At 70.4% G+C, this 18,602-nt stretch carries 19 protein-coding genes; 11 read left to right on the forward strand and 8 right to left on the reverse strand.

The annotated features are described in order from the left end of the window. Nucleotides 1-39 precede the first annotated feature (39 nt). The 3 genes from ACH4DZ_RS16400 to ACH4DZ_RS16410 form a co-directional block, all read right to left on the reverse strand. Nucleotides 40-618: a TerD family protein gene (locus ACH4DZ_RS16400; RefSeq protein ID WP_055615261.1), complete on the reverse strand. Its 579-nt coding sequence runs from the start codon at nucleotides 616-618 to the stop codon at nucleotides 40-42. Between the two features lie 142 nt (nucleotides 619-760). Then, complete coding sequence (uvrB, locus tag ACH4DZ_RS16405; protein WP_398287795.1) at nucleotides 761-2,893, reverse strand: excinuclease ABC subunit UvrB; 2,133 nt, start codon at nucleotides 2,891-2,893, stop codon at nucleotides 761-763. Nucleotides 2,894-2,933: 40 nt separating this feature from the next. Then, nucleotides 2,934-3,794, reverse strand: a complete 861-nt coding sequence (locus tag ACH4DZ_RS16410; protein ID WP_398287796.1) for an MHYT domain-containing protein — start codon at nucleotides 3,792-3,794, stop codon at nucleotides 2,934-2,936. A 277-nt stretch (nucleotides 3,795-4,071) separates the two neighbouring features. Here ACH4DZ_RS16410 and ACH4DZ_RS16415 point away from each other — a divergent pair, with 277 nt between their 5' ends. The 6 genes from ACH4DZ_RS16415 (at nucleotide 4,072) to ACH4DZ_RS16440 (ending at nucleotide 10,395) form a co-directional block, all read left to right on the forward strand. Next, nucleotides 4,072-4,944, forward strand: coding sequence for a glycerophosphodiester phosphodiesterase (locus ACH4DZ_RS16415; RefSeq protein WP_398287797.1), 873 nt, complete (start codon nucleotides 4,072-4,074; stop codon nucleotides 4,942-4,944). 93 nt (nucleotides 4,945-5,037) lie between these two features. After that, nucleotides 5,038-5,592 (forward strand): methylated-DNA--[protein]-cysteine S-methyltransferase, encoded by a 555-nt coding sequence (locus tag ACH4DZ_RS16420; RefSeq protein ID WP_398287798.1) that lies wholly within the window; start codon nucleotides 5,038-5,040, stop codon nucleotides 5,590-5,592. A 195-nt stretch (nucleotides 5,593-5,787) separates the two neighbouring features. Then, nucleotides 5,788-7,059, forward strand: coding sequence for an MFS transporter (locus ACH4DZ_RS16425; RefSeq protein WP_398287799.1), 1,272 nt, complete (start codon nucleotides 5,788-5,790; stop codon nucleotides 7,057-7,059). A gap of 117 nt (nucleotides 7,060-7,176) precedes the next feature. Next, nucleotides 7,177-8,403 carry a formaldehyde dehydrogenase, glutathione-independent gene (gene fdhA / locus ACH4DZ_RS16430; protein ID WP_398287800.1) on the forward strand — a complete coding sequence of 409 codons (1,227 nt, stop codon included), beginning with the start codon at nucleotides 7,177-7,179 and terminating at the stop codon, nucleotides 8,401-8,403. Between the two features lie 142 nt (nucleotides 8,404-8,545). Continuing rightward, a complete protein-coding gene (locus ACH4DZ_RS16435) occupies nucleotides 8,546-9,445 on the forward strand; it encodes a pseudouridine-5'-phosphate glycosidase (protein WP_398288295.1) in 900 nt (299 codons plus the stop codon). Beyond that, a complete protein-coding gene (locus tag ACH4DZ_RS16440) occupies nucleotides 9,442-10,395 on the forward strand; it encodes a carbohydrate kinase family protein (protein WP_398287801.1) in 954 nt (317 codons plus the stop codon). The genes ACH4DZ_RS16435 and ACH4DZ_RS16440 overlap by 4 nt, the downstream gene beginning before the upstream one ends. A 38-nt stretch (nucleotides 10,396-10,433) precedes the next feature. Here the strand turns inward: ACH4DZ_RS16440 and ACH4DZ_RS16445 are convergent, their stop codons facing one another. After that, entirely contained in the window at nucleotides 10,434-11,228 is a 795-nt protein-coding gene (locus tag ACH4DZ_RS16445; protein WP_398287802.1) for a methyltransferase domain-containing protein, read from the reverse strand. Nucleotides 11,229-11,448: 220 nt separating this feature from the next. Here ACH4DZ_RS16445 and ACH4DZ_RS16450 point away from each other — a divergent pair, with 220 nt between their 5' ends. Next, on the forward strand, nucleotides 11,449-12,576 hold the full coding sequence (locus ACH4DZ_RS16450) for a magnesium and cobalt transport protein CorA (RefSeq protein WP_398287803.1): 1,128 nt from the start codon (nucleotides 11,449-11,451) through the stop codon (nucleotides 12,574-12,576). A 133-nt stretch (nucleotides 12,577-12,709) separates the two neighbouring features. On the opposite strand, the gene ACH4DZ_RS16455 is transcribed toward ACH4DZ_RS16450, so the two are convergent. From ACH4DZ_RS16455 to ACH4DZ_RS16465, 3 genes are all read right to left on the reverse strand, one after another. Then, nucleotides 12,710-13,138, reverse strand: coding sequence for a CBS domain-containing protein (locus ACH4DZ_RS16455; RefSeq protein WP_398287804.1), 429 nt, complete (start codon nucleotides 13,136-13,138; stop codon nucleotides 12,710-12,712). 190 nt (nucleotides 13,139-13,328) lie between these two features. Continuing rightward, on the reverse strand, nucleotides 13,329-13,724 hold the full coding sequence (locus tag ACH4DZ_RS16460) for a PPOX class F420-dependent oxidoreductase (RefSeq protein ID WP_398287805.1): 396 nt from the start codon (nucleotides 13,722-13,724) through the stop codon (nucleotides 13,329-13,331). Between the two features lie 125 nt (nucleotides 13,725-13,849). Beyond that, a complete protein-coding gene (locus tag ACH4DZ_RS16465; protein ID WP_398287806.1) occupies nucleotides 13,850-14,482 on the reverse strand; it encodes a uridine kinase in 633 nt (210 codons plus the stop codon). Between the two features lie 159 nt (nucleotides 14,483-14,641). Between ACH4DZ_RS16465 and ACH4DZ_RS16470 the strand changes: the two genes are divergently transcribed. From ACH4DZ_RS16470 to ACH4DZ_RS16480, 3 genes are all read left to right on the forward strand, one after another. Further along, a complete protein-coding gene (locus tag ACH4DZ_RS16470) occupies nucleotides 14,642-15,376 on the forward strand; it encodes a DUF2293 domain-containing protein (RefSeq protein WP_398287807.1) in 735 nt (244 codons plus the stop codon). A gap of 320 nt (nucleotides 15,377-15,696) precedes the next feature. Continuing rightward, on the forward strand, nucleotides 15,697-16,176 hold the full coding sequence (locus ACH4DZ_RS16475) for a DUF1772 domain-containing protein (RefSeq protein WP_398287808.1): 480 nt from the start codon (nucleotides 15,697-15,699) through the stop codon (nucleotides 16,174-16,176). A gap of 178 nt (nucleotides 16,177-16,354) precedes the next feature. Then, nucleotides 16,355-17,842 carry a glutamate synthase subunit beta gene (locus tag ACH4DZ_RS16480; protein WP_398287809.1) on the forward strand — a complete coding sequence of 496 codons (1,488 nt, stop codon included), beginning with the start codon at nucleotides 16,355-16,357 and terminating at the stop codon, nucleotides 17,840-17,842. Between the two features lie 101 nt (nucleotides 17,843-17,943). On the opposite strand, the gene ACH4DZ_RS16485 is transcribed toward ACH4DZ_RS16480, so the two are convergent. After that, nucleotides 17,944-18,456 (reverse strand): carboxymuconolactone decarboxylase family protein, encoded by a 513-nt coding sequence (locus ACH4DZ_RS16485; protein ID WP_398287810.1) that lies wholly within the window; start codon nucleotides 18,454-18,456, stop codon nucleotides 17,944-17,946. On the opposite strand from ACH4DZ_RS16485, the gene ACH4DZ_RS16490 reads away from it, so the two are divergent. After that, complete coding sequence (locus ACH4DZ_RS16490) at nucleotides 18,443-18,583, forward strand: hypothetical protein (RefSeq protein WP_398287811.1); 141 nt, start codon at nucleotides 18,443-18,445, stop codon at nucleotides 18,581-18,583. The genes ACH4DZ_RS16485 and ACH4DZ_RS16490 overlap by 14 nt on opposite strands. The last annotated feature ends 19 nt before the right edge of the window (nucleotides 18,584-18,602 follow it).

Raw genomic sequence — 18,602 nt, forward strand, 5'->3', positions numbered from 1 at the left:
TACTCGTATGCAGGCGCCGGGCCGACTGGCCGGACGTGACTACAGGTGCGGCAGGATCGCCGGCATCAGGTCCTGGAAGGTACGGCCGTTGGCAGGCGTACCGAGGGCCGTCATCTGCCAGCCCGCGCCCGCGCGGTGGACCTTCGCCATGATCTGCGCGGTGTACTGCCCGCCGCCCGCCAGGGTGTAGCGGGCCAGCTCCTGGCCGTTGGTCTCGTCGACCAGACGGCAGAACGCGTCCTGCACCTCCTGGAACGTCTGGCCCGTGAACGAGTTCACGGTGAAGACGATCTGGTCGATGTGGACCGGGATGCGCGCGAGGTCGACGAGGATCGCTTCGTCGTCGCCGCCCTGGCCCACACCGCCGACGAGGTTGTCACCGGTGTGCCGCACGGAGCCGTCGTCGCTGACGAGGTGACGGAAGAACACCACGTCGACCGGCTGCTTGTCCGCGAACAGCACGGCCGACGCGTCGAGGTCGATCTCGCGGGTGCGAGAACCGAACAGGCCACGTCGCGGGGCTGCCTGCCAGCCGAGCCCCATGCGCACCGCGGTCAGCGTGCCTCCGTCGTTCTTCTGCAGACTGATGGCCTGACCCTTGGTCATGTTGACCGTCACGCGCTGTTCCCTTCTCGGACTGTCTCCCCTGTTGCCGCAGAATCCTGCGGTTGACCAGCAACCCTACGCAGGGCCACTGACACCCCCGAAGCCCGGTGCACAATTTGTGTCGGTCTTGCAACACTGCGCGGTGGCCGGGGCGTCAGGCGATGCCTGCCTCCTTCATCTGCCGCAGCTCCTTCTTCATCTCCGAGACCTCGTCACGCAGCCGCGCGGCGATCTCGAACTGCAGGTCCGCGGCGGCCGCGCGCATCCGCTCCGTCATCTCCTCGATCTGCCCCGTGAGTTCCGCCGCGGGGCGATCGGTCGGCACGGTCGCCTTGTCCTTGGCGGACTTGGCCCCCTTGGCCGCCTTGGATCCCAGTGCGGGCACCGGGGCCTTGGCGCTCTTGCCGTCCTTCGACTTGCGGTAGCCCGAACCGAGCAGCTGCTCGGTGTCGACGTCCTCGCGGGCGATCTGCGCCACGATGTCGTTGATCTTCTTGCGGAGCGGCTGGGGGTCGATGCCCCGCTCCGTGTTGTACGCGACCTGCTTCTCCCGGCGGCGGTTGGTCTCGTCGATGGCCTTCTCCATCGCCGGGGTGATCTTGTCGGCGTACATGTGGACCTGACCCGACACGTTGCGTGCCGCGCGGCCGATGGTCTGGATCAGCGAGGTCCCGGAGCGCAGGAAGCCCTCCTTGTCGGCGTCGAGGATCGACACCAGGGAGACCTCTGGCAGGTCGAGACCCTCCCTGAGGAGGTTGATGCCGACGAGGACGTCGTACTCACCGGCGCGCAGTTCCCGCAGCAGTTCGACCCGGCGCAGGGTGTCGACGTCACTGTGCAGGTACCGGACCTGGATGCCCATTTCCAGGAAGTAGTCGGTGAGGTCCTCGGCCATCTTCTTGGTGAGCGTGGTGACGAGGACCCGCTCGTCCTTCTCGGTGCGCTTGCGGATCTCGTGCACCAGGTCGTCGATCTGGCCCTCGGTGGGCTTGACGACGACCTCAGGGTCGATGAGGCCGGTGGGGCGGATGATCTGTTCGACGAAGCCGTCCCCGCGCGAGAGCTCGTACTTGCCGGGCGTCGCCGACAGGTAGACGGCCTGTCCGATGCGCTGCTGGAACTCCTCCCACTTCAGAGGGCGATTGTCCAGGGCGGAGGGCAGCCGGAAGCCGTGGTCGACGAGGGTGCGCTTGCGGGAGGCGTCGCCCTCGTACATCGCGCCGATCTGGGGCACCGTGACGTGCGACTCGTCGATGACGAGCAGGAAGTCGTCCGGGAAGTAGTCGAGCAGTGTGTTCGGCGGGGAGCCGGGCTCGCGGCCGTCGAAGTGCATCGAGTAGTTCTCGACGCCGGAGCAGGAGCCGATCTGGCGGAGCATCTCCAGGTCGTACGTCGTACGCATGCGCAGCCGCTGGGCCTCCAGGAGCTTGCCCTGCTTCTCCAGCTCGGACAGGCGCTCGCCCAGTTCCTTCTCGATGTCGTTGGCGGCGCGCTCCAGGCGCTCGGGCCCGGCGACGTAGTGGGTGGCCGGGAAGATGTACAGCTGCTGGTCGTCGGTGATGATCTCGCCGGTGAGCGGGTGCAGCGTGGAGAGGGCCTCGATCTCGTCACCGAACATCTCGATGCGGACGGCCAGCTCCTCGTAGACCGGGAAGATCTCGATGGTGTCCCCGCGGACGCGGAAGGTGCCGCGGGTGAAGGCCAGGTCGTTGCGCGTGTACTGGATGTCGACGAAGCGGCGGAGCAGGTCGTCGCGGTCGATCTCGTCGCCGACCTTGAGGTTGACCATGCGGTCCACGTACTCCTGCGGCGTGCCCAGGCCGTAGATGCAGGAGACCGAGGCCACCACGACGACGTCACGCCGGGTGAGCAGCGAGTTGGTGGCGGAGTGACGCAGTCGCTCCACTTCCTCGTTGATCGAGGAGTCCTTCTCGATGTAGGTGTCCGACTGCGGGACGTAGGCCTCGGGCTGGTAGTAGTCGTAGTACGAGACGAAGTACTCGACCGCGTTGTTCGGCAGGAGCTCGCGGAACTCGTTGGCGAGCTGGGCGGCCAGCGTCTTGTTCGGCGCCATCACGAGGGTGGGGCGCTGAAGCTTCTCGATCATCCACGCGGTGGTCGCGGACTTTCCGGTGCCGGTGGCGCCGAGGAGGACGACATCCTTCTCACCTGCGAGGACGCGCCGCTCAAGGTCAGCGATGGCAGCGGGCTGGTCACCGCTGGGCTGGTAGGGACTGACGACCTCGAAAGGCGCCACCGTGCGTTCGATCTTGGATACGGGCCGCATGGAATCAACCGTACGACCCCGCACTGACAACGGGGTCCTCTCACCAGTTCTGCGGGGTCCGCGAAGCGTCGTGGTGGCGGGAGCGCGGGCCGGGCACGCGCCCGCGTCCGGTGGGGTGGACCGTGTGGGCCGGGATGCCGGGCTTCTGCTCGGCGGCGCTCCAGTCGGGCTTGCCCATGACCATCAGCGGATCGAACATCACGACGACGCCGGCGAGCAGCAGGAAGGCCAGCGGGCCGATCATCAGGGGTGCCAGCAGGGAGGCGGGCGAGTCCCCGGCAGGGGCGCTGGTGGCGCCGTGCAGATGGACGCTGAGGGCGGCCATCCCCGTGTAGTGCATACCGCTGACGGCGAGGCCCATGACGAGGCTCGCGCCCACGCTCCACAGGAAGCCGCGGACCTGGCCCGCCGCCCACAGGGCCGCGATCGCGGCGGCGACGGCTATCACGACGGAGGCGGCGACGGTGAGGGTGTTGTACTCAAGCTTCCCGTTGAGGCGCATTCCGGCCATGCCCAGGTAGTGCATGGAGGCGACGCCGAGTCCGGTGATGGTGCCCCCGGTGAACAGGGCCGTTCCGGAGGCTCCCCGGTATCCGACGATGAAGATCCCGATGCCGACCATGACGATCGCGACGCCGAGACTCGCGAAGGTCATCAGCATGTCGTAGTTCACCGGGCTCTCCCTGACGGAGAACCCCATCATCGCGACGAAGTGCATGGTCCAGATGCCGGAGCCGATCGCCGCGGACCCGAGGGCGAGCCAGCCCGGGCGCCAGGAACGGGTGACGAGCATCGACCTCGTGGTGCAGCGCAGACCGAGCGCTCCGCCGAGGCACGCCATCAGGTACGCCACGAGCGGCGTGACGAGTCCGTAGCTGAATCCGTCGACCGTGCCCTGCATGCGCGGTTGCCTTTCCGCCCTGTTACATCCCGGAATTCTGTGAAATGCCCCCGCCCCAGGAGCGCCGCAGCGACCAGGGTTGCCGCAGAGAGTATGACTCGCACCTGAACGGTCGAACGATTTTCCGGCAAAGAATCACGACCTTGCCCCAGTTGTGCGGCACACGTGATCGGGCTTGGGCAACTCCATTCAATTTATGGCCATCCTGTAGCCCCCTAAAGTTGACCCCCTGCTGTCACTCTGGGACCGTCCGTGATCGCAGACGCTAGGAGTACGCATGCACGCGCGCGCTGCCGCCGCCACGACCACCGCGCTCCTGGGAGCCGCCGTCGTTCTCCCCGCCCCCCTCGCTCACGCAGCTGTGAGCACCGACCAGCCCCTGGTCATCGCCCACCGCGGAGCCTCGGCCCAAGCCCCCGAGAACACCCTCGCCGCCATCGACCGGGCGGCCCGTCTCGGGTTCACCTGGGTCGAGAACGACGTCCAGCGCACCAAGGACGGCAAGCTCGTCGTGATCCACGACGACAGCCTGGCCCGCACGACCGACGTGGAGGAGGTCTTCCCCGCAAGGGCCCCCTGGAAGGTGCAGGACTTCACCGCCGCGGAGATCGCACGCCTCGACGCGGGCAGCTGGTTCAGCCCCCGCTACAAGGGCGCTCGCGTTCCGACGCTGAAGCAGTACATGAACCGGGTCTCGCGCAACCACCAGAAGCTCGTCCTGGAGATCAAGAACCCCCAGCTGTACCCGGGGATCGAGCGGGAGACCCTCAAAACCCTCAGCAACGAGGGCTGGCTGGGCCCGGCCCATGTGCGGAGCAAGCTGGTGATCCAGAGCTTCAGTGCGGACAGCGTGCGTAAGGTGCACGCCCTGCGGCCCGACGTCAAGACGGGTTTCCTGGGCACCCCGTCGGTCGCGGAGCTGCCCGCGTTCGCGCGGTTCGCCGACCAGATCAACTCGTCGCACACGACGATCTCCCGCGGGTATGTCGCGGCGATCCACGCCTTCGAGGGGCCGCACGGCAAGCCACTGGAGATCTTCACCTGGACCGTCGACACCGCTGCGGACACACGGCGTGTCGCGGGTCTCGGCGTGAACGGCATCATCACGAACAAGCCCGACGTGGTGCGGAAGGCTCTTCGCGAGGGCTGAGCGTCCTGACCGACGGCCCGTCGCCGGTGGCCGGACGCCCCGTACGCGTCCGCGCCACCGGCGTTGTCAGTGGTGCGCCGTACCGTGGAGCGCATGAACAGCCATGGGCAGAACGAGCAGCGGGTGGTGTGGGCCGTCGTCGACAGCGGTATCGGTCCGCTGCTGCTGGCGGCGACCGGCGAAGGCCTGGTCAGCGTTGTCTTCCACGCCACGGACGAGGTGCGCGACAAGACCCTGGAGCGGCTCGGATCGCGGTTCGCCATCGAGCCCGTCGAAGCGCCGGGGTCCCCGCTGCTGGCCGAGGCGATACGTCAGTTCGCGGCGTACTTCGCGGGCGAGCGGCACGACTTCGAGCTGCCCCTGGACTGGTCCCTGATCTCCGGCTTCAACCGCCAGGTGCTGCGCGAGCTGGCGTCCGGCGTTCCGTACGGGGCGGTGGTGGGCTACGGCGACCTGGCGCGGCGCGTCGGCCAGCCGGGAGCGGCCCAGGCGGTGGGAACGGCCATGGGAGCCAATCCGCTGCCGGTCGTCGTGCCCTGCCACCGGGTCGTGGAGCGGGACGGCGGCATCGGCGGGTTCGGGGGCGGCGTGGAGACCAAGCGGAAGCTGCTGGCGCTGGAAGGGGTGCTGCCGGAGCCGTTGTTCTAGGGGCCGGGGCACCTCTAAGGGCTCGGCTTCGAGGCCGCCGCTGTTGTCGTGGGGGTGTCCTGGGCTCAGGACAAGGGGGGAGACTGCGCCGGTGAGCACGCCCGACTTCACTCGTGTGTACGCGTCCGACCCGGTGCGGTTCACGGGTCCGGTCCGCGTGCGCGTTCTCGTCGCGCTCGCTCGGGCGCGTTCGCGGTGACCGCCGTCGAGCGGCCGGTCGCCGTGCCCTTCGACGCGGCCGGACTGCCCGCGCTGCGACGCCGGACCTCCGCCGTGCTCATCGCCAGTCAGATCCTCGGCGGGCTCGGTGTGGCCACGGGCATCGCGCTCGCCGTGGTCCTGGCCCAGGAAGTCGCCGGTACGGAATCGCTCGCCGGGCTCGCGCCCACCGCGACCGTCACCGGGACGGCGGTGCTCTCGGTGCCGCTGGCTGCCCTGATGACCGCGCGCGGTCGCAGGCCGGGGCTCGTGCTGGCCTATCTCATCGGCGCGTTGGGGGCCGGGATCGTGGTGGCAGGTGCGGTCATGGGCAGCTTTCCGCTGCTGCTGGCCGGGATGGCGGGTTTCGGCGCGGCCTCGTCGGCGAATCTTCAGGCGCGGTTCGCCGCCGCGGATCTGGCCGAGCCGAAGCAGCGGGCACGAGCCATCTCGAACGTCGTGTGGGCCACGACGATCGGCGCGGTCCTCGGCCCCAACATCGCCGCGCCCGCGGGCCGCAGCGTCTCCGGGCTCGGCATCCCGGAGGCGGCAGGTCCCTTCGTGTGGGCGGCCGGGGTGTTTCTCATATCCGCGCTGCTGGTCGCGGTGCTGCTGCGGCCCGATCCGCTGCTCACCGCCCGCGCCCTGGCGCCGGTCGAGGAGCAGTCCCCCGCGGCGCGGTCCATCAAGGCGGGGGCAGCCGCCGTCCGGGCGTCACCGCGTGCGCGGCTGGCGCTGGTGACGGTGGCCGTGTCGCACACGGCGATGGTGTCGGTCATGTCGATGACGCCGCTGGACCTCGGCCATCACGGGGCGGGCATCGATCTGATCGGGCTGGTCATCAGCGTCCACATCGCGGGGATGTACGCGTTCTCGCCCCTCATGGGGCGGCTGTCCGACAGGTTCGGCCGGCTCTCGGGGATAGGCCTGGCCGTGGCCCTGCTTGCCTGCGCGGCCCTTCTCGCGGGCACCGCGGGCGCCGACCACCGGCAGACCGCCGCCGGCCTGTTCCTGTTGGGCCTCGGCTGGTCCGCCGGCCTCGTCTCCGGCTCCGCGCTCCTGACCGACTCCGTGCCCCAGCCCGCGCGCGCCGCCGCGCAGGGACTCTCCGACCTGACCATGAACGCCTCGGCGGGGCTCGGCGGGGCCGCCGCGGGCCTCGTCGTCGCCCAGGCGGGCTACGGCTGGCTGAACGCCGTCGCCGCCTGCCTGCTGCTGCCGCTCGGCGCGCTGGCGCTGTTCACCCGGGGCAGGAGGCCCCGCCCGTGATGCGCCCAACGGAGCCCGCGCGAAGGCTGGCCGGAACGGTTCGCCGGTAGCAGACTCCGCCGTGCGTACAGCCACTGGCATCCGAAGGCACGGGGGCCGAAGGGACGGCGATCACGTATGAGCGGGAACAGGGCAGTCGCGTACCTCAAGCCGGGCGCGGTGGAAGTAAGGACCATCGACTACCCGACGCTCGAACTGCGGGACGGGCCGGGAGTAGCCGCCGCGAACATCGGCCGCAAGTGCGGGCACGGAGTCATCCTGAAAGTACTCGCCAGCAACATCTGCGGCAGCGACCAGCACATGGTGCGCGGCCGTACGACCGCGCCCGAGGGGCTCGTCCTTGGACACGAAATGACCGGGGAGGTCATCGAGCGGGGCCCTGACGTCGAGTTCGTCGACGTCGGGGACATCGTCTCGGTGCCCTTCAACATCGCCTGCGGGCGGTGCCGCAACTGCAAGGAACGCAAGACGGGCATCTGTCTGAACGTCAACCCGGCCCGCCCCGGGGCGGCCTACGGCTACGTCGACATGGGCGGCTGGGCCGGCGGCCAGGCCGAGTACGCGATGATCCCGTACGCGGACTTCAACCTGCTGCGGTTCCCGGACCGGGACCAGGCGCGCGAGAAGCTGCTCGATCTGACCATGCTGTCGGACATCTTCCCGACGGGCTTCCACGGCGCGGTGAGCGCGGGCGCCGGAGTCGGCTCGACGGTGTACGTGGCCGGCGCGGGGCCGGTCGGTCTCGCCGCCGCGGCATCGGCGCAGCTGCTCGGCGCCGCCGTCGTCATCGTCGGCGACCTCAACTCCGAACGGCTCGCGCAGGCGAGGAGTTTCGGCTGCGAGACGGTCGACGTCAGCCAGGGCGACGTGGGCGAGCAGATCGACCAGATCCTGGGCGAGCCGGAGGTGGACGTGGCCGTCGACGCGGTCGGCTTCGAGGCACGGGCCCACGGCCCCGACGCCCCGGAGGCGCCCGCCACGGTCCTCAACTCGCTGATGGGCCTCACGCGCGCGGGCGGCTCGCTGGGCATCCCGGGCCTGTACGTCACCGACGATCCCGGAGGGGTCGACCAGGACGCGCGGACGGGCACGCTCAAGGTGCGGCTCGGTCTGGGGTGGGCGAAGAGCCACCGTTTCACCACAGGTCAGTGTCCGGTGATGCAGTACCACCGAGGGCTGATGAAGGCGATCCTCCACGAGCGGGTGCACATCGCCAAGGCCGTCAACGCGACGGTGATCGGCCTGGAGGACGCGCCGCGCGGCTACGCCGAGTTCGACCAGGGCGCCAGCCGTAAGTACGTCCTGGACCCGCATGGCGCGCTGACCGGGATACGGCCCGTCTGAGCGCCGCCGGAAAGTGAAAAGGGGTGTCCACGCGCGCGTGGACACCCCTTTTCGCACCTCGGGTGTTCGCAGGGGTTTGGCCGGGCGCGCCGCCCGCCAGGGATGAGAGGGGAACCGACAGACAGGAGGCACGCGCGTGCTGATGGTGTCCGAAGAGGTTCGGGAGGCGCTCGCCACGGGTCGGCCCGTGGTGGCACTGGAGTCCACGATCATCGCGCACGGGCTGCCGCGTCCGCGCAACCTCCAGGTGGCGCTGGAGCTGGAGGACGTCGTACGCCAGGAGGGAGCCGTCCCGGCGACGATCGCCGTGCTCGACGGGCAGCCCCGTGTGGGCCTCGACAAGGAGCAGGTGGAGCGGATCGCCAACGAGGACGGCATCCGCAAGCTGGGACATCGCGATCTGCCACTGGCGATCGCCGCCGGGGCCGACGGGGCGACCACGGTGTCGGCGACGGCTCTGCTGGCCGCGCAGGCCGGGGTACGGGTGTTCGCCACGGGCGGCCTCGGAGGCGTACACCGGGAGTGGACGCTGACGCAGGACGAGTCCGCCGACCTCGGGCTCCTCGCGCGTACCCGGATCACCGTGGTGTGCGCGGGGGTGAAGTCGATCCTGGACGTGCCTGCGACCCTGCAGCGCCTGGAGACGCTGGGCGTCGCGGTCGCCGGATACGGCACGGACCGCTTTCCCGGCTTCTATCTGTCGGACTCCGGACACCCGGTGGACTGGACGCTGGAGTCGCCGGGCGAGGTCGCGGCCGTCATGCGCGCGCAGGACGCACTGGGCGGACCCGCGGCGGCACTGATCGTCGCCAATCCCGTGCCCGAGGCGCAGCAGCTGGATCCCGCTCTGCACGCGCGCGTGCTCGCCGACGCGCTGCACGCGTGCGAGGCGGAGGGTGTGAGCGGCCAGGCGGTCACGCCGTTCCTGCTCGACCACCTGGTGCGCCACACCGACGGGGCGTCACTTGAGGCCAACCTGGCCGCGGTACGCGGCAACGTACGGCTCGCGGGGCGGATCGCGGCGGCCTGGGCACGGGTGTGACGGGAGCCGGCGGGGCTCTCCTTGTCGTCGGTGACGTCATCACCGATGTCGTCGCCCGGCATCGCGGGCCACTCGCTCCGGGCACCGACACGGCCGCGGCCGTCCGGACGGTGCCGGGCGGTGCGGGCGCCAACGTCGCGTGCTGGGCGGCCCGTCGAGCCGGTACGGAGGTGCGGTTCCTCGGCCGGGTGGGCACCGACTCGGCCGCGTGGCACGAGCGACAGCTGGTGGCCGCCGGGGTGCGTCCCCTCCTGGTCGTCGACCCGGGGGCGCCGACGGGGACGGTGATCTGCCTGGTGGACGCGGGGACCTCGGCGGAACGCACCTTCCTCACGGACAGCGGCGCGTCCCTGCGGCTGGACGCCGACGACTGGTCGCCCGCGCTGCTCGACGGTGTCGCACGGCTGCACCTGTCGGGCTATCTGTTCTTCTCCGAGCCGTCCCGGGCGCTGGTGTCGGTGGCGGTGGAGTCGGCACGCGCGCGTGGCGTACCGGTGAGCGTGGACCCCGCGTCGGCGGGGTTCCTCACCGAACTGGGCGTGGACCGCTTCCTCTCGCTCGCCGAGGGGGTCGATGTCCTGCTGCCCAGCAGGGACGAGGCCCGTCTGCTGACAGGACTGCCCGACACGGCGGACTCGGCGGCCAAGTTGAGCCGCCACTTTCCGCTGGTGGTGGTCAAGCAGGGCGACGCCGGAGCCCTTGTCGCCCGGTCGGGGGCGGTCCGGGCCCGGGTTCCGGCGGAAGCGGCGACTCCTGTCGACACCACGGGCGCCGGCGACGCCTTCACCGGGGCCTTCCTTGCCGCCCTGCTCGGGGGCGGCAGGCCGGAGGAGGCGGCCGTCGAGGGGTGCCGGGCCGGGGCCCGGGCGGTGGAACAGGTGGGCGGCAGGCCGGACAGGCGGGACAGGCGGGACACGGAGGCGCCGGACACACCGGGCGCAGAGGCATAGGCCCGACCGCCGCCGCACGACAACCCCCTCACACGGCGCTACACCTTGCGCCCCCATGCCGAGATCAGCGGTGCCGTGGCCAGGTCCATGCCGCCCGCGGCCACGTTCGCCAGGTGGCGGTCGATGTCCTGGTCGCCGGCGAGGCCGGCCGTGACGAGCTGATCACGGACCTGGCCGACCGTCGCGGCCTCCAGTGCCCCACAGGCGGGCGAGGTGAGCGGGAAGTACGCGTCCGCCTCTACCTGCCGCAGTCCGGCCTCGCGAAGCAGCCGGGGAAGCCGACGCCCGTAGGAGAGTTCGGCGCCCCGCTCGGCGAGCACGTCGCGCATCGCATGGCGCACCCGGTTGGCCAGCTGCTGCTCGGGGCCCTGCTCGTCCGGGCAGGCCAGCGGCTGCAGTGTGGGGTCGGCGTCCTCGACCAGGAGCCGACCGCCGGGCCGCAGCGCCCTGATCATCGTGCGCAATGCCCGTTCCCTGTCCGGCACATGAGCGAGAACGAGCCGGGCGTGCACGAGGTCGAAACCCTCCGCCGGCGGCTCGTCGGCGCTCACGTCGTGGACGCGCAGCTGGATCGGCGGCCGCACGGACAGGGGCGCCCAGGAGGTGTCGAGGTCGGTCGCGAAGACCCGGCCGGTGGGCCCGACTCTTTTGGCGAGCCAGGACACCACCGACATGCCGCCCGCTCCCACCTCCCAGCAGCGCCAGCCGGATCCGATGCCGAACCGTTCCATGTGCCGGAACGTCGTGGGGTCGAAGAGAGCGGCGAGGGCGTCGAATCGTTGCCCCGCCTCGGGCTGGCGGTTGTCGAGGAGGTGTCCGTCGGTTCGCGTCATGCGCCGATCATCCCATTTGTCAGGCTTTCTCCCGAGGGTCGACGCTCCGTCGGTGCTCGGGCGGCGCCCCGACGGCGCTCCGACGGACGGCAGGTCGGGACAGGTTCCGGAGCGGAATGTTCCGTTCCCACAGGCCGAACCAGCCGTCGAAACATCCTGACAGACTGGCCGCGGCAAGGCGCAGAGTGCGGCGCGAGGAGATCCACGCAAGGAGATCCAGATGTCCATGGCAGGGAATCTGCGGAAGGTCACGAGCCTGGGCAAGGTCGGCGGCCTCCGCAAAGTGGCACGGCTGACACGACGGCGTGCCCGTGTCGACCTGAGCCACCCCGCCCGGTCACCGCTGGGCTCCGCGGTGGTGAACTGCGTGGCGTACGAGGAAGGGGCCAGGGTCCCCGCCGGCCGTGATCTGGCCGAGACGGTGGAGCGGGTCCGCAAGGCCGACGGCGGTTTCGTCTGGCTCGGGCTGCACGAGCCGACCGAGGTGGAGTTCGCGGGCATCGCCGAGCTCTTCGATCTCCACCCGCTGGCGGTCGAGGACGCGGTGGACGCCCACCAGCGCCCGAAGCTGGAGCGGTACGGCGACACGCTGTTCGCGGTGTTCAAGACGGTCTGCTATGTCGAACACACCGAACTGACCGCGACCAGCGAGGTGGTGAACACCGGCGAGATCATGGTGTTCGTCGGCCGGGACTTCGTGGTGACGGTCCGTCATGGCCGGCACGGTTCACTGGGACCGCTGCGCGAGGAGTTGGAGGCCAACCCGCAGCAGCTCACCAAGGGGCCGGCCGCCGTACTGCACGCGATCGCGGACCACGTGGTGGACGACTATCTGAATGTCACGGCCGCCGTGCAGGAGGACATCGACGAGGTCGAGACGGCCGTGTTCGCGGCGGACGGCGCCCGGGCCGACCCCGGTCACATCTACCAGCTCAAGCGTGAACTCCTGGAGCTGAAGCGGGCGGTGGTCCCGTTGGGCCGGCCCATCATGGATCTCGCCACACGGCCGATACGCGTGATCGACCCGGAGATACAGGCCTACTTCCGGGACGTCTCCGACCACCAGCTGCGGGCCGCCGAGCAGATAGCCGCGTTCGACGAACTGCTCAACTCGATTCTGCAGGCGCACCTCGCGCAGGTGAGCGTGGCGCAGAACGAGGACATGCGGAAGATCACGGCGTGGGCCGCGCTGATCGCCGTGCCGACGATGGTCTGCGGTGTCTACGGCATGAACTTCGAGCACATGCCGGAGCTGCACTGGAAGTTCGGGTATCCCTTGGCGGTCGGCGTGATCGCCGTCGCCTGCTTCACCCTCTACCGGGGATTCAAGCGGAACGGCTGGCTGTGACCTCGCTCGTCCGGCACGGCTCGCCGGTCGTCGAGCGAGAGTTCACGATGTACCCGTAAGCCACGCACGGGGGCATAGGTGTCCGTTGCCGGAACAACCAGCCCCTCAGCGCGTCTCGCTCAGCGCGGACCCCTCAGCGCGAGTCGCTCTTCGCGTAGACGCTCTCGACCCAGCTCGCGAGTTGTCCGTCCGTCAGGTGCGAGGCCAGATCGGCCTCGCTGATCATTCCGACCAGGCGCTTGTTCTCGATCACAGGGAGGCGACGGATCTGATGTTCCTGCATTTCGCCGAGTACGTCGCCGACGTCGGCGCTCGCGTCGATCCAGCGCGGGGTGCCCTTGGCCATCTCGCCCGCGGTGACCCGGGCCGGGTCGTGACCCATGGCCACACAGCCGATCACGATGTCGCGGTCCGTGAGGATGCCGCAGAGCCGTTCGTTCTCGTCGCTGATGGGCAGGGCGCCCACCTTGAGTTCGCGCATCAGCTGAGCGGCCCGGTCCAGGGTCTCGTGAGCGGGGATCCACTGGGCGCCGCGGTGCATGATGTCTCCGGCGGTGGTCATGTAGTACCTCCCGATGCCGGACGGCCGGCGCGGCACGGAGAGGCGCCGCTGGTCCCGGCGCCCTACATTCTCGCCGGGTACGGAGAGATACGCACCCGGACGACCGCGGCTTCGGCCTGACGCCTCTGTCCCACACCTCGGCCCACCCCTCGACCCACGCCTCACTTCTCCCTTCGCTCCGCCCCTCCGCTCACACCGAGAAGCTGACGATCCGCTCGGGCAGTACGCGGATGATCACGCGGACCTCGTCGTCCTTCTCCGCCGGAGGGTCGACACCCAGGTACTTGTGGGAGAGCTCGCAGGGAAGGCGCTTGCCCTCGTCGGGGAGGATTTCGACGGTGCCGCGGATCTCCACCGACGTATAGGGGTCGGCGAGGTCGAAGACCGAGAGGCTGACGCGGGGGTCGCGTCGGAGGTTGCGGACCTTCTGCCGGCCGTCGGTCGAGGAGAAGAGAACGGTGTCGCCCTCGCGTTTGATCCAGACCACCGAGTTCTGGGGCGCGCCGCCGGGGCCGAGGGTGGCGACGCTGGCGAAGTTCTTGCCGTCGAGGAGCGTGCGGAGGGAGTCACCGAAGGAGAGCGTCATGCCGTCAGACTAACTACATGCACGTGCATACATAACCCTTGCGGCGGGATTCCTGCGCAACTTTCCGCACGGAAGTCGTGCCCGGGAACATCGGGCGGGCGCCCACACCGGAGACGGTCGTCCCATCAGCCGTTCCACGCCGGATGGCGCGGGTCGTCCGCCCGCACCAGGACATCGGCCGTGTCGCCCGGAGCCGTCTCGGTCTCGTACCGCTCGTACGCGGGGAGCGTCCAGTGCTCCTCAACCGGGGTGCGGCGGCGCAGTGCGGCCGGTGAGAGGCGTACATGGACAGTGAGGTCGAAGGGGAACCAATGGTGCAGGAGCAGTGGTCCGTGCAGCAACAGCATGGCACCGGGCGGGAGTTGGACGTACGGGGTGCGGGTGGCGCGGTCGGTGACCGGGTCCAGGAGGTCGGGCAGGACCCGCCCGTCACCACCGGGTTCCAGGGGACCGAAGACCTCTCGCCACAGGGCACCGGTGTCGAACCAGCCGTCGTAGTAGGTCTCCACGTCCTGGCGGCCGTACTCGAACCGGAGCGAGGCGGGTCGCAGATAGCCTTCCGTGCCGACAACCAGGGCGGAGCGACCGCGTGGGCGAAGGGCCTCGGCGACGCGTTCGGCGAGGTCACCGGGGCGGGCCGCCGGGGCCCCGTCGAAGGCGATGCGCGGCCAGGGGCTGCCGTCGGCCGGCTTCAGTTCGAGCAGACGCTCGGCGATGAGGTCGCCGAGCCGGTCCCAGGTGATCGCTTCGAGTCGCACACGGCCATGATGCCGCGCGGGCACACCTGTACGGCGACCGCGTACCCGCGCGGAGTTGTTCGACGGCATCGGGCGGGCGTGACGGGCGGTGCGGCGGCGAGAGGAGAAGGGGTGCGCGAGTCGGCGTACGGGCGGGTGTCGTTCGGGAAGGAACCGCTTATGGCGACCATGGCGACTCCCCTGTCCCGCACCGGGCCTCTTGTCGTCCAGCCGTTGAAGAGGCGGCACTGTGGCGAGTGCGGGGGCGGGCCGCTCCCGCTGCTGGTGGTGGAGGAGGGGGCGCCGAGATGCCTTGACTGCGCCGACCTCGGGCATCTCGTGTTCCTGCCCCGGGGGGACACGGCGTTGACGCGGAGGTCCCGGAAGGAGAGCGGGTTGTCGGCGGTCGTGGTGCGGTTCAACCGGCGGCGGAGCCGGTACGAGCGGCAGGGAGTGCTGGTCGAGGAGGCGGCGCTCGCGCGGGCGGAGGAGCGGTGCCTGGCGGACGCGGAGGCGAGACGGCGGCGCAGACTGCGGGACGCCCGGCGGCGGGCCGTTGAGGATGTGCGGTTCACGGACGCGTTCGCGCGGAACATCCGGCGGCTGTTTCCCGGTTGTCCGGCCGACCGGGCGTACGCGATCGCCGCACACGCCTCGGTGCGGGGCAGCGGACGGGTGGGGCGCAGTGCCGCCGGGCGGGCGCTGTCCGAAGCCGCGGTGGTCTCAGCCGTGCGCGCGGCGGTCCGGCACACGGAGACTCCGTACGACCAGTTGTTGATGAGCGGTGTCGCGCGCCACGAGGCCCGCCGTCGGATCGCCTCCGCGGCCGAGGCGACGCTGACGGGCTGGCGCGGGGGCGGGCCGGCCGGGGGCCGGGCGAACGACGGCCCGGATGCGGAGCGAGGGCGTCCGTGAAGCACCGCACTTGAGACGGCGTGCCGGAAGCGGTGGGCCGGAAACGGCGTGCCGGAAACGGCGTGCCAGAGGGGGTGTGCTTGGCGGTGGCCTGCTTGACGGCGTTGGACTTGGTGGCGGTGGACTTGGCGGCGGTGGGCCGAGACGTCCGGATATGGCGTCGAGTTCCTCGGCCATGGTCACCCTCATCGTCCGGCATTTCACTTGTGGTGACAGGGGACGCCGGGCACGATCTTGAGGTTCGGAGTGGTCCGGCCCTCACGGTTTCGGGAACGGTGCGCGAGTTGTTGACCAGAGGTTCTGCTTACGCGGGAGTTGCCATGATCGAGGGACCGTACTTCGTGCTCACCGTGGTGGGCGTGCTCGGCACCGGGCTGGTGGCCGGGGTGTTCTGCGCGTTCTCGACGTTCGTGATGAAAGGGCTGGCCTCGCTGCCGCCGGCGCAGGGTGTCGCGGCGATGCAGGCGATCAACGTGACCGCGCTGATGCCGGCTTTCATGCTCGTGTTCATCGGCTCGGCCGCGCTGTGCGCCGTGATCGCGGTGGTCACCTTCGTGCTGTGGCCCGACGAGGGCACGGTGGAGTTGCTGCTGGGCAGCGCGCTGTATCTGTTCGGCTGCTTCGGGGTCACGATCGCCGCGAACGTCCCGCGCAACAACAAACTGGCCGAGATGGACGCCGGCACGCCGGAGGCCACCGCCTACTGGCCCACATATGTGAGCGAGTGGTCGATGTGGAACCACATACGGATGGTCGCCGCGGTCGCCGGAGCGGTCCTGTACGTGCTGGCGCTGACCTGAGCGCAACGGGGCGGCGTCCACCTGGGGCGGACGCGGCCGCGGCGTCGTATCGTGGCGGGAAGAGTCTGCCAACAGGCCTCGCGGCCCACCGCCCCGACGACGGCGTCGGACAGGGTGGAGTCGTAGACGGTGGCGAGCGCCGTACGGGGCCCCGTGCGTGTACGTGAGGGAGACGGCCATGGCCGATCCCAAGGGTTTCCTGAACTCCTCCCGCGAGGAATGGCCGCGTCGACCCGTCGAGGACCGGGTCCAGGACTGGAACGAGGTGTACGTCCCCGGGGCGCTGCTGCCGATCGTCCGGACACAGGCCGACCGGTGCATGGACTGCGGCATCCCCTTCTGCCACGACGCCTGCCCGCTGGGCAACCTGATCCCCGAGTGGAACGACCTCGTCGCGCGCGACGACTGGCGTGGGGCGAGCGACCGGCTGCACGCGACGAACAACTTTCCCGAGTTCACCGGGCGGCTGTGCCCCGCGCCGTGCGAGGCGGGCTGTGTGCTGGCGATCAACCAGCCCGCGGTCACCATCAAGAACGTCGAGGTCGCCATCGCCGACCGGGCCTGGGCGGACGGGTTCGCGCCGCCGCAGCCGCCGGACCGGTTGTCGGGGCGGACCGTCGCGGTGATCGGCTCGGGCCCGACCGGGCTGGCGGCGGCACAGCAGCTGACCCGGGCCGGGCACACCGTCGTCGTCTACGAGCGCGACGACCGGATCGGCGGTCTGATGCGGTACGGCATCCCCGAGTTCAAGATGGAGAGGCGGCATCTGGAGCGGCGGATCACGCAGATGCGGGCGGAGGGTACGAAGTTCCGTACGTCGACCGCCGTCGGCCGGGACATCGGGGCGGCCGAACTGCGAGCGCGCCACGACGCGGTCGTCCTCGCCGTGGGCGCCACGGCCTGGCGTGAACTGACTGTGGAGGGGAGGGAGTTGAGCGGTATCCATCAGGCGATGGAGTATCTGCCGCTGGCCAATCGGGTGTGTGAGGGGGACCTGGAGGCGTCTCCGTTGTCTGCGGCGGGCAAGGACGTCGTGATCGTCGGAGGTGGCGACACCGGGGCCGACTGTCTGGGTACGGCGGTGCGCGAGGGCGCGAAGTCCGTGACCCAGCTGGACATCTACGCACAGCCCGGTGCGGAGCGCGACGAGGCTTCCGAGCCGTGGCCGGTGTACCCGAAGATCTACCGGTTGTCGGCCGCGCACGAGGAGGCCGGGGCCCTGGAGACCTCGCCCGCGGCCGACGCGGACGCCCGGCTGTTCGCGGCGTCCACGCTCCGCTTCACGGGGGACGCGTCCGGCCGGGTGCGTTCGCTGCACGTCGTCGAGGTAGACGCCGAACGCCGCCCACGTCCCGGCAGCGAGCGCGCGCTCCCCGCCGACCTCGTGCTGCTGGCCCTCGGGTTCTCGGGCCCCGACCGCTCCGACGGGCTCGTCGACCAGCTCGGCCTCGACCTCGGCCCGCGCGGCACGATCACCCGGGACGCGGACTTCGCGACCAATGTGCCGGGGGTGTACGCCGCCGGGGACGCGGCGCGGGGTCAGTCCCTCATCGTGTGGGCCATCGCCGAGGGCCGGGCGGTGGCGGCAGCGGTGGACCGCCGACTGACGGGCGACTCGCGGCTGCCCGCACCGATCGGACCGCACGACCGGCCCCTGACGGCCTAAGGGCCGTCCCGTGGCCGGCGTCCGCGCCGGCCACCTCCGTACCCGACCCTGCCCGGCCGGCCGGACGCTGCCCGGCCCGGCGGGACCTTCCCCGGCAGCACTCAGCGCTGGTCCGTGCCCGCCCTTTTCGCCGTCGACAGGGCGACGCGGTTCCAGGTGTTGATCGCGAAGATCAGGGCCAGTACCTGGGCCAGTTCCCGGTCGTCGAAGTGCGCGGCGGCCTCGGCGTAGACGTCGTCCGGTACGCCGCCGGTCGCGACCAGGGTGACCGCCTCCGTCAGGGCGAGGGCCGCCCGTTCCCGCGCGGAGAAGAAGTGCGGGGCCTCGCGCCACACCGCGACCATGTGCAGCCGGTCCTCGCTCTCGCCTGCCTTGCGGGCGTCATTGGTGTGCATGTGGAGGCAGTAGGCGCAGTGGTTGAGATGCGAGGCGCGTATCTGGATCAGTTCGACGAGGGCCGGGTCCAGCCCTTCACGGGCCGCGGCGTCGAAGCCGATGAGTGCGCGGAAGACCTTGGGAGCGGACTTCCCGAAGTCGAGGCGGACATTTTCGGCCGCCCCGGAGGACCCAGTCGCCCCGGCCACGCCACCCGCCCCAGCGGTGCTCGAGTTCATCGCGGCCGTCGTGTTCACCACCTGCGGCGCGTTCGCTGTGCTCGCCATGCTCGTCATGTTCGTCGTGCTCGTCGCGTTCGTCGTGTTCGTCGTGTTCGTCGTCATGCCGATGAATCTATGGGCGTAAACGACCCTCGATAGGGTGC

It is taken from the genome of Streptomyces sp. NPDC017991 (assembly GCF_044328075.1).
Taxonomy (GTDB): domain Bacteria; phylum Actinomycetota; class Actinomycetes; order Streptomycetales; family Streptomycetaceae; genus Streptomyces.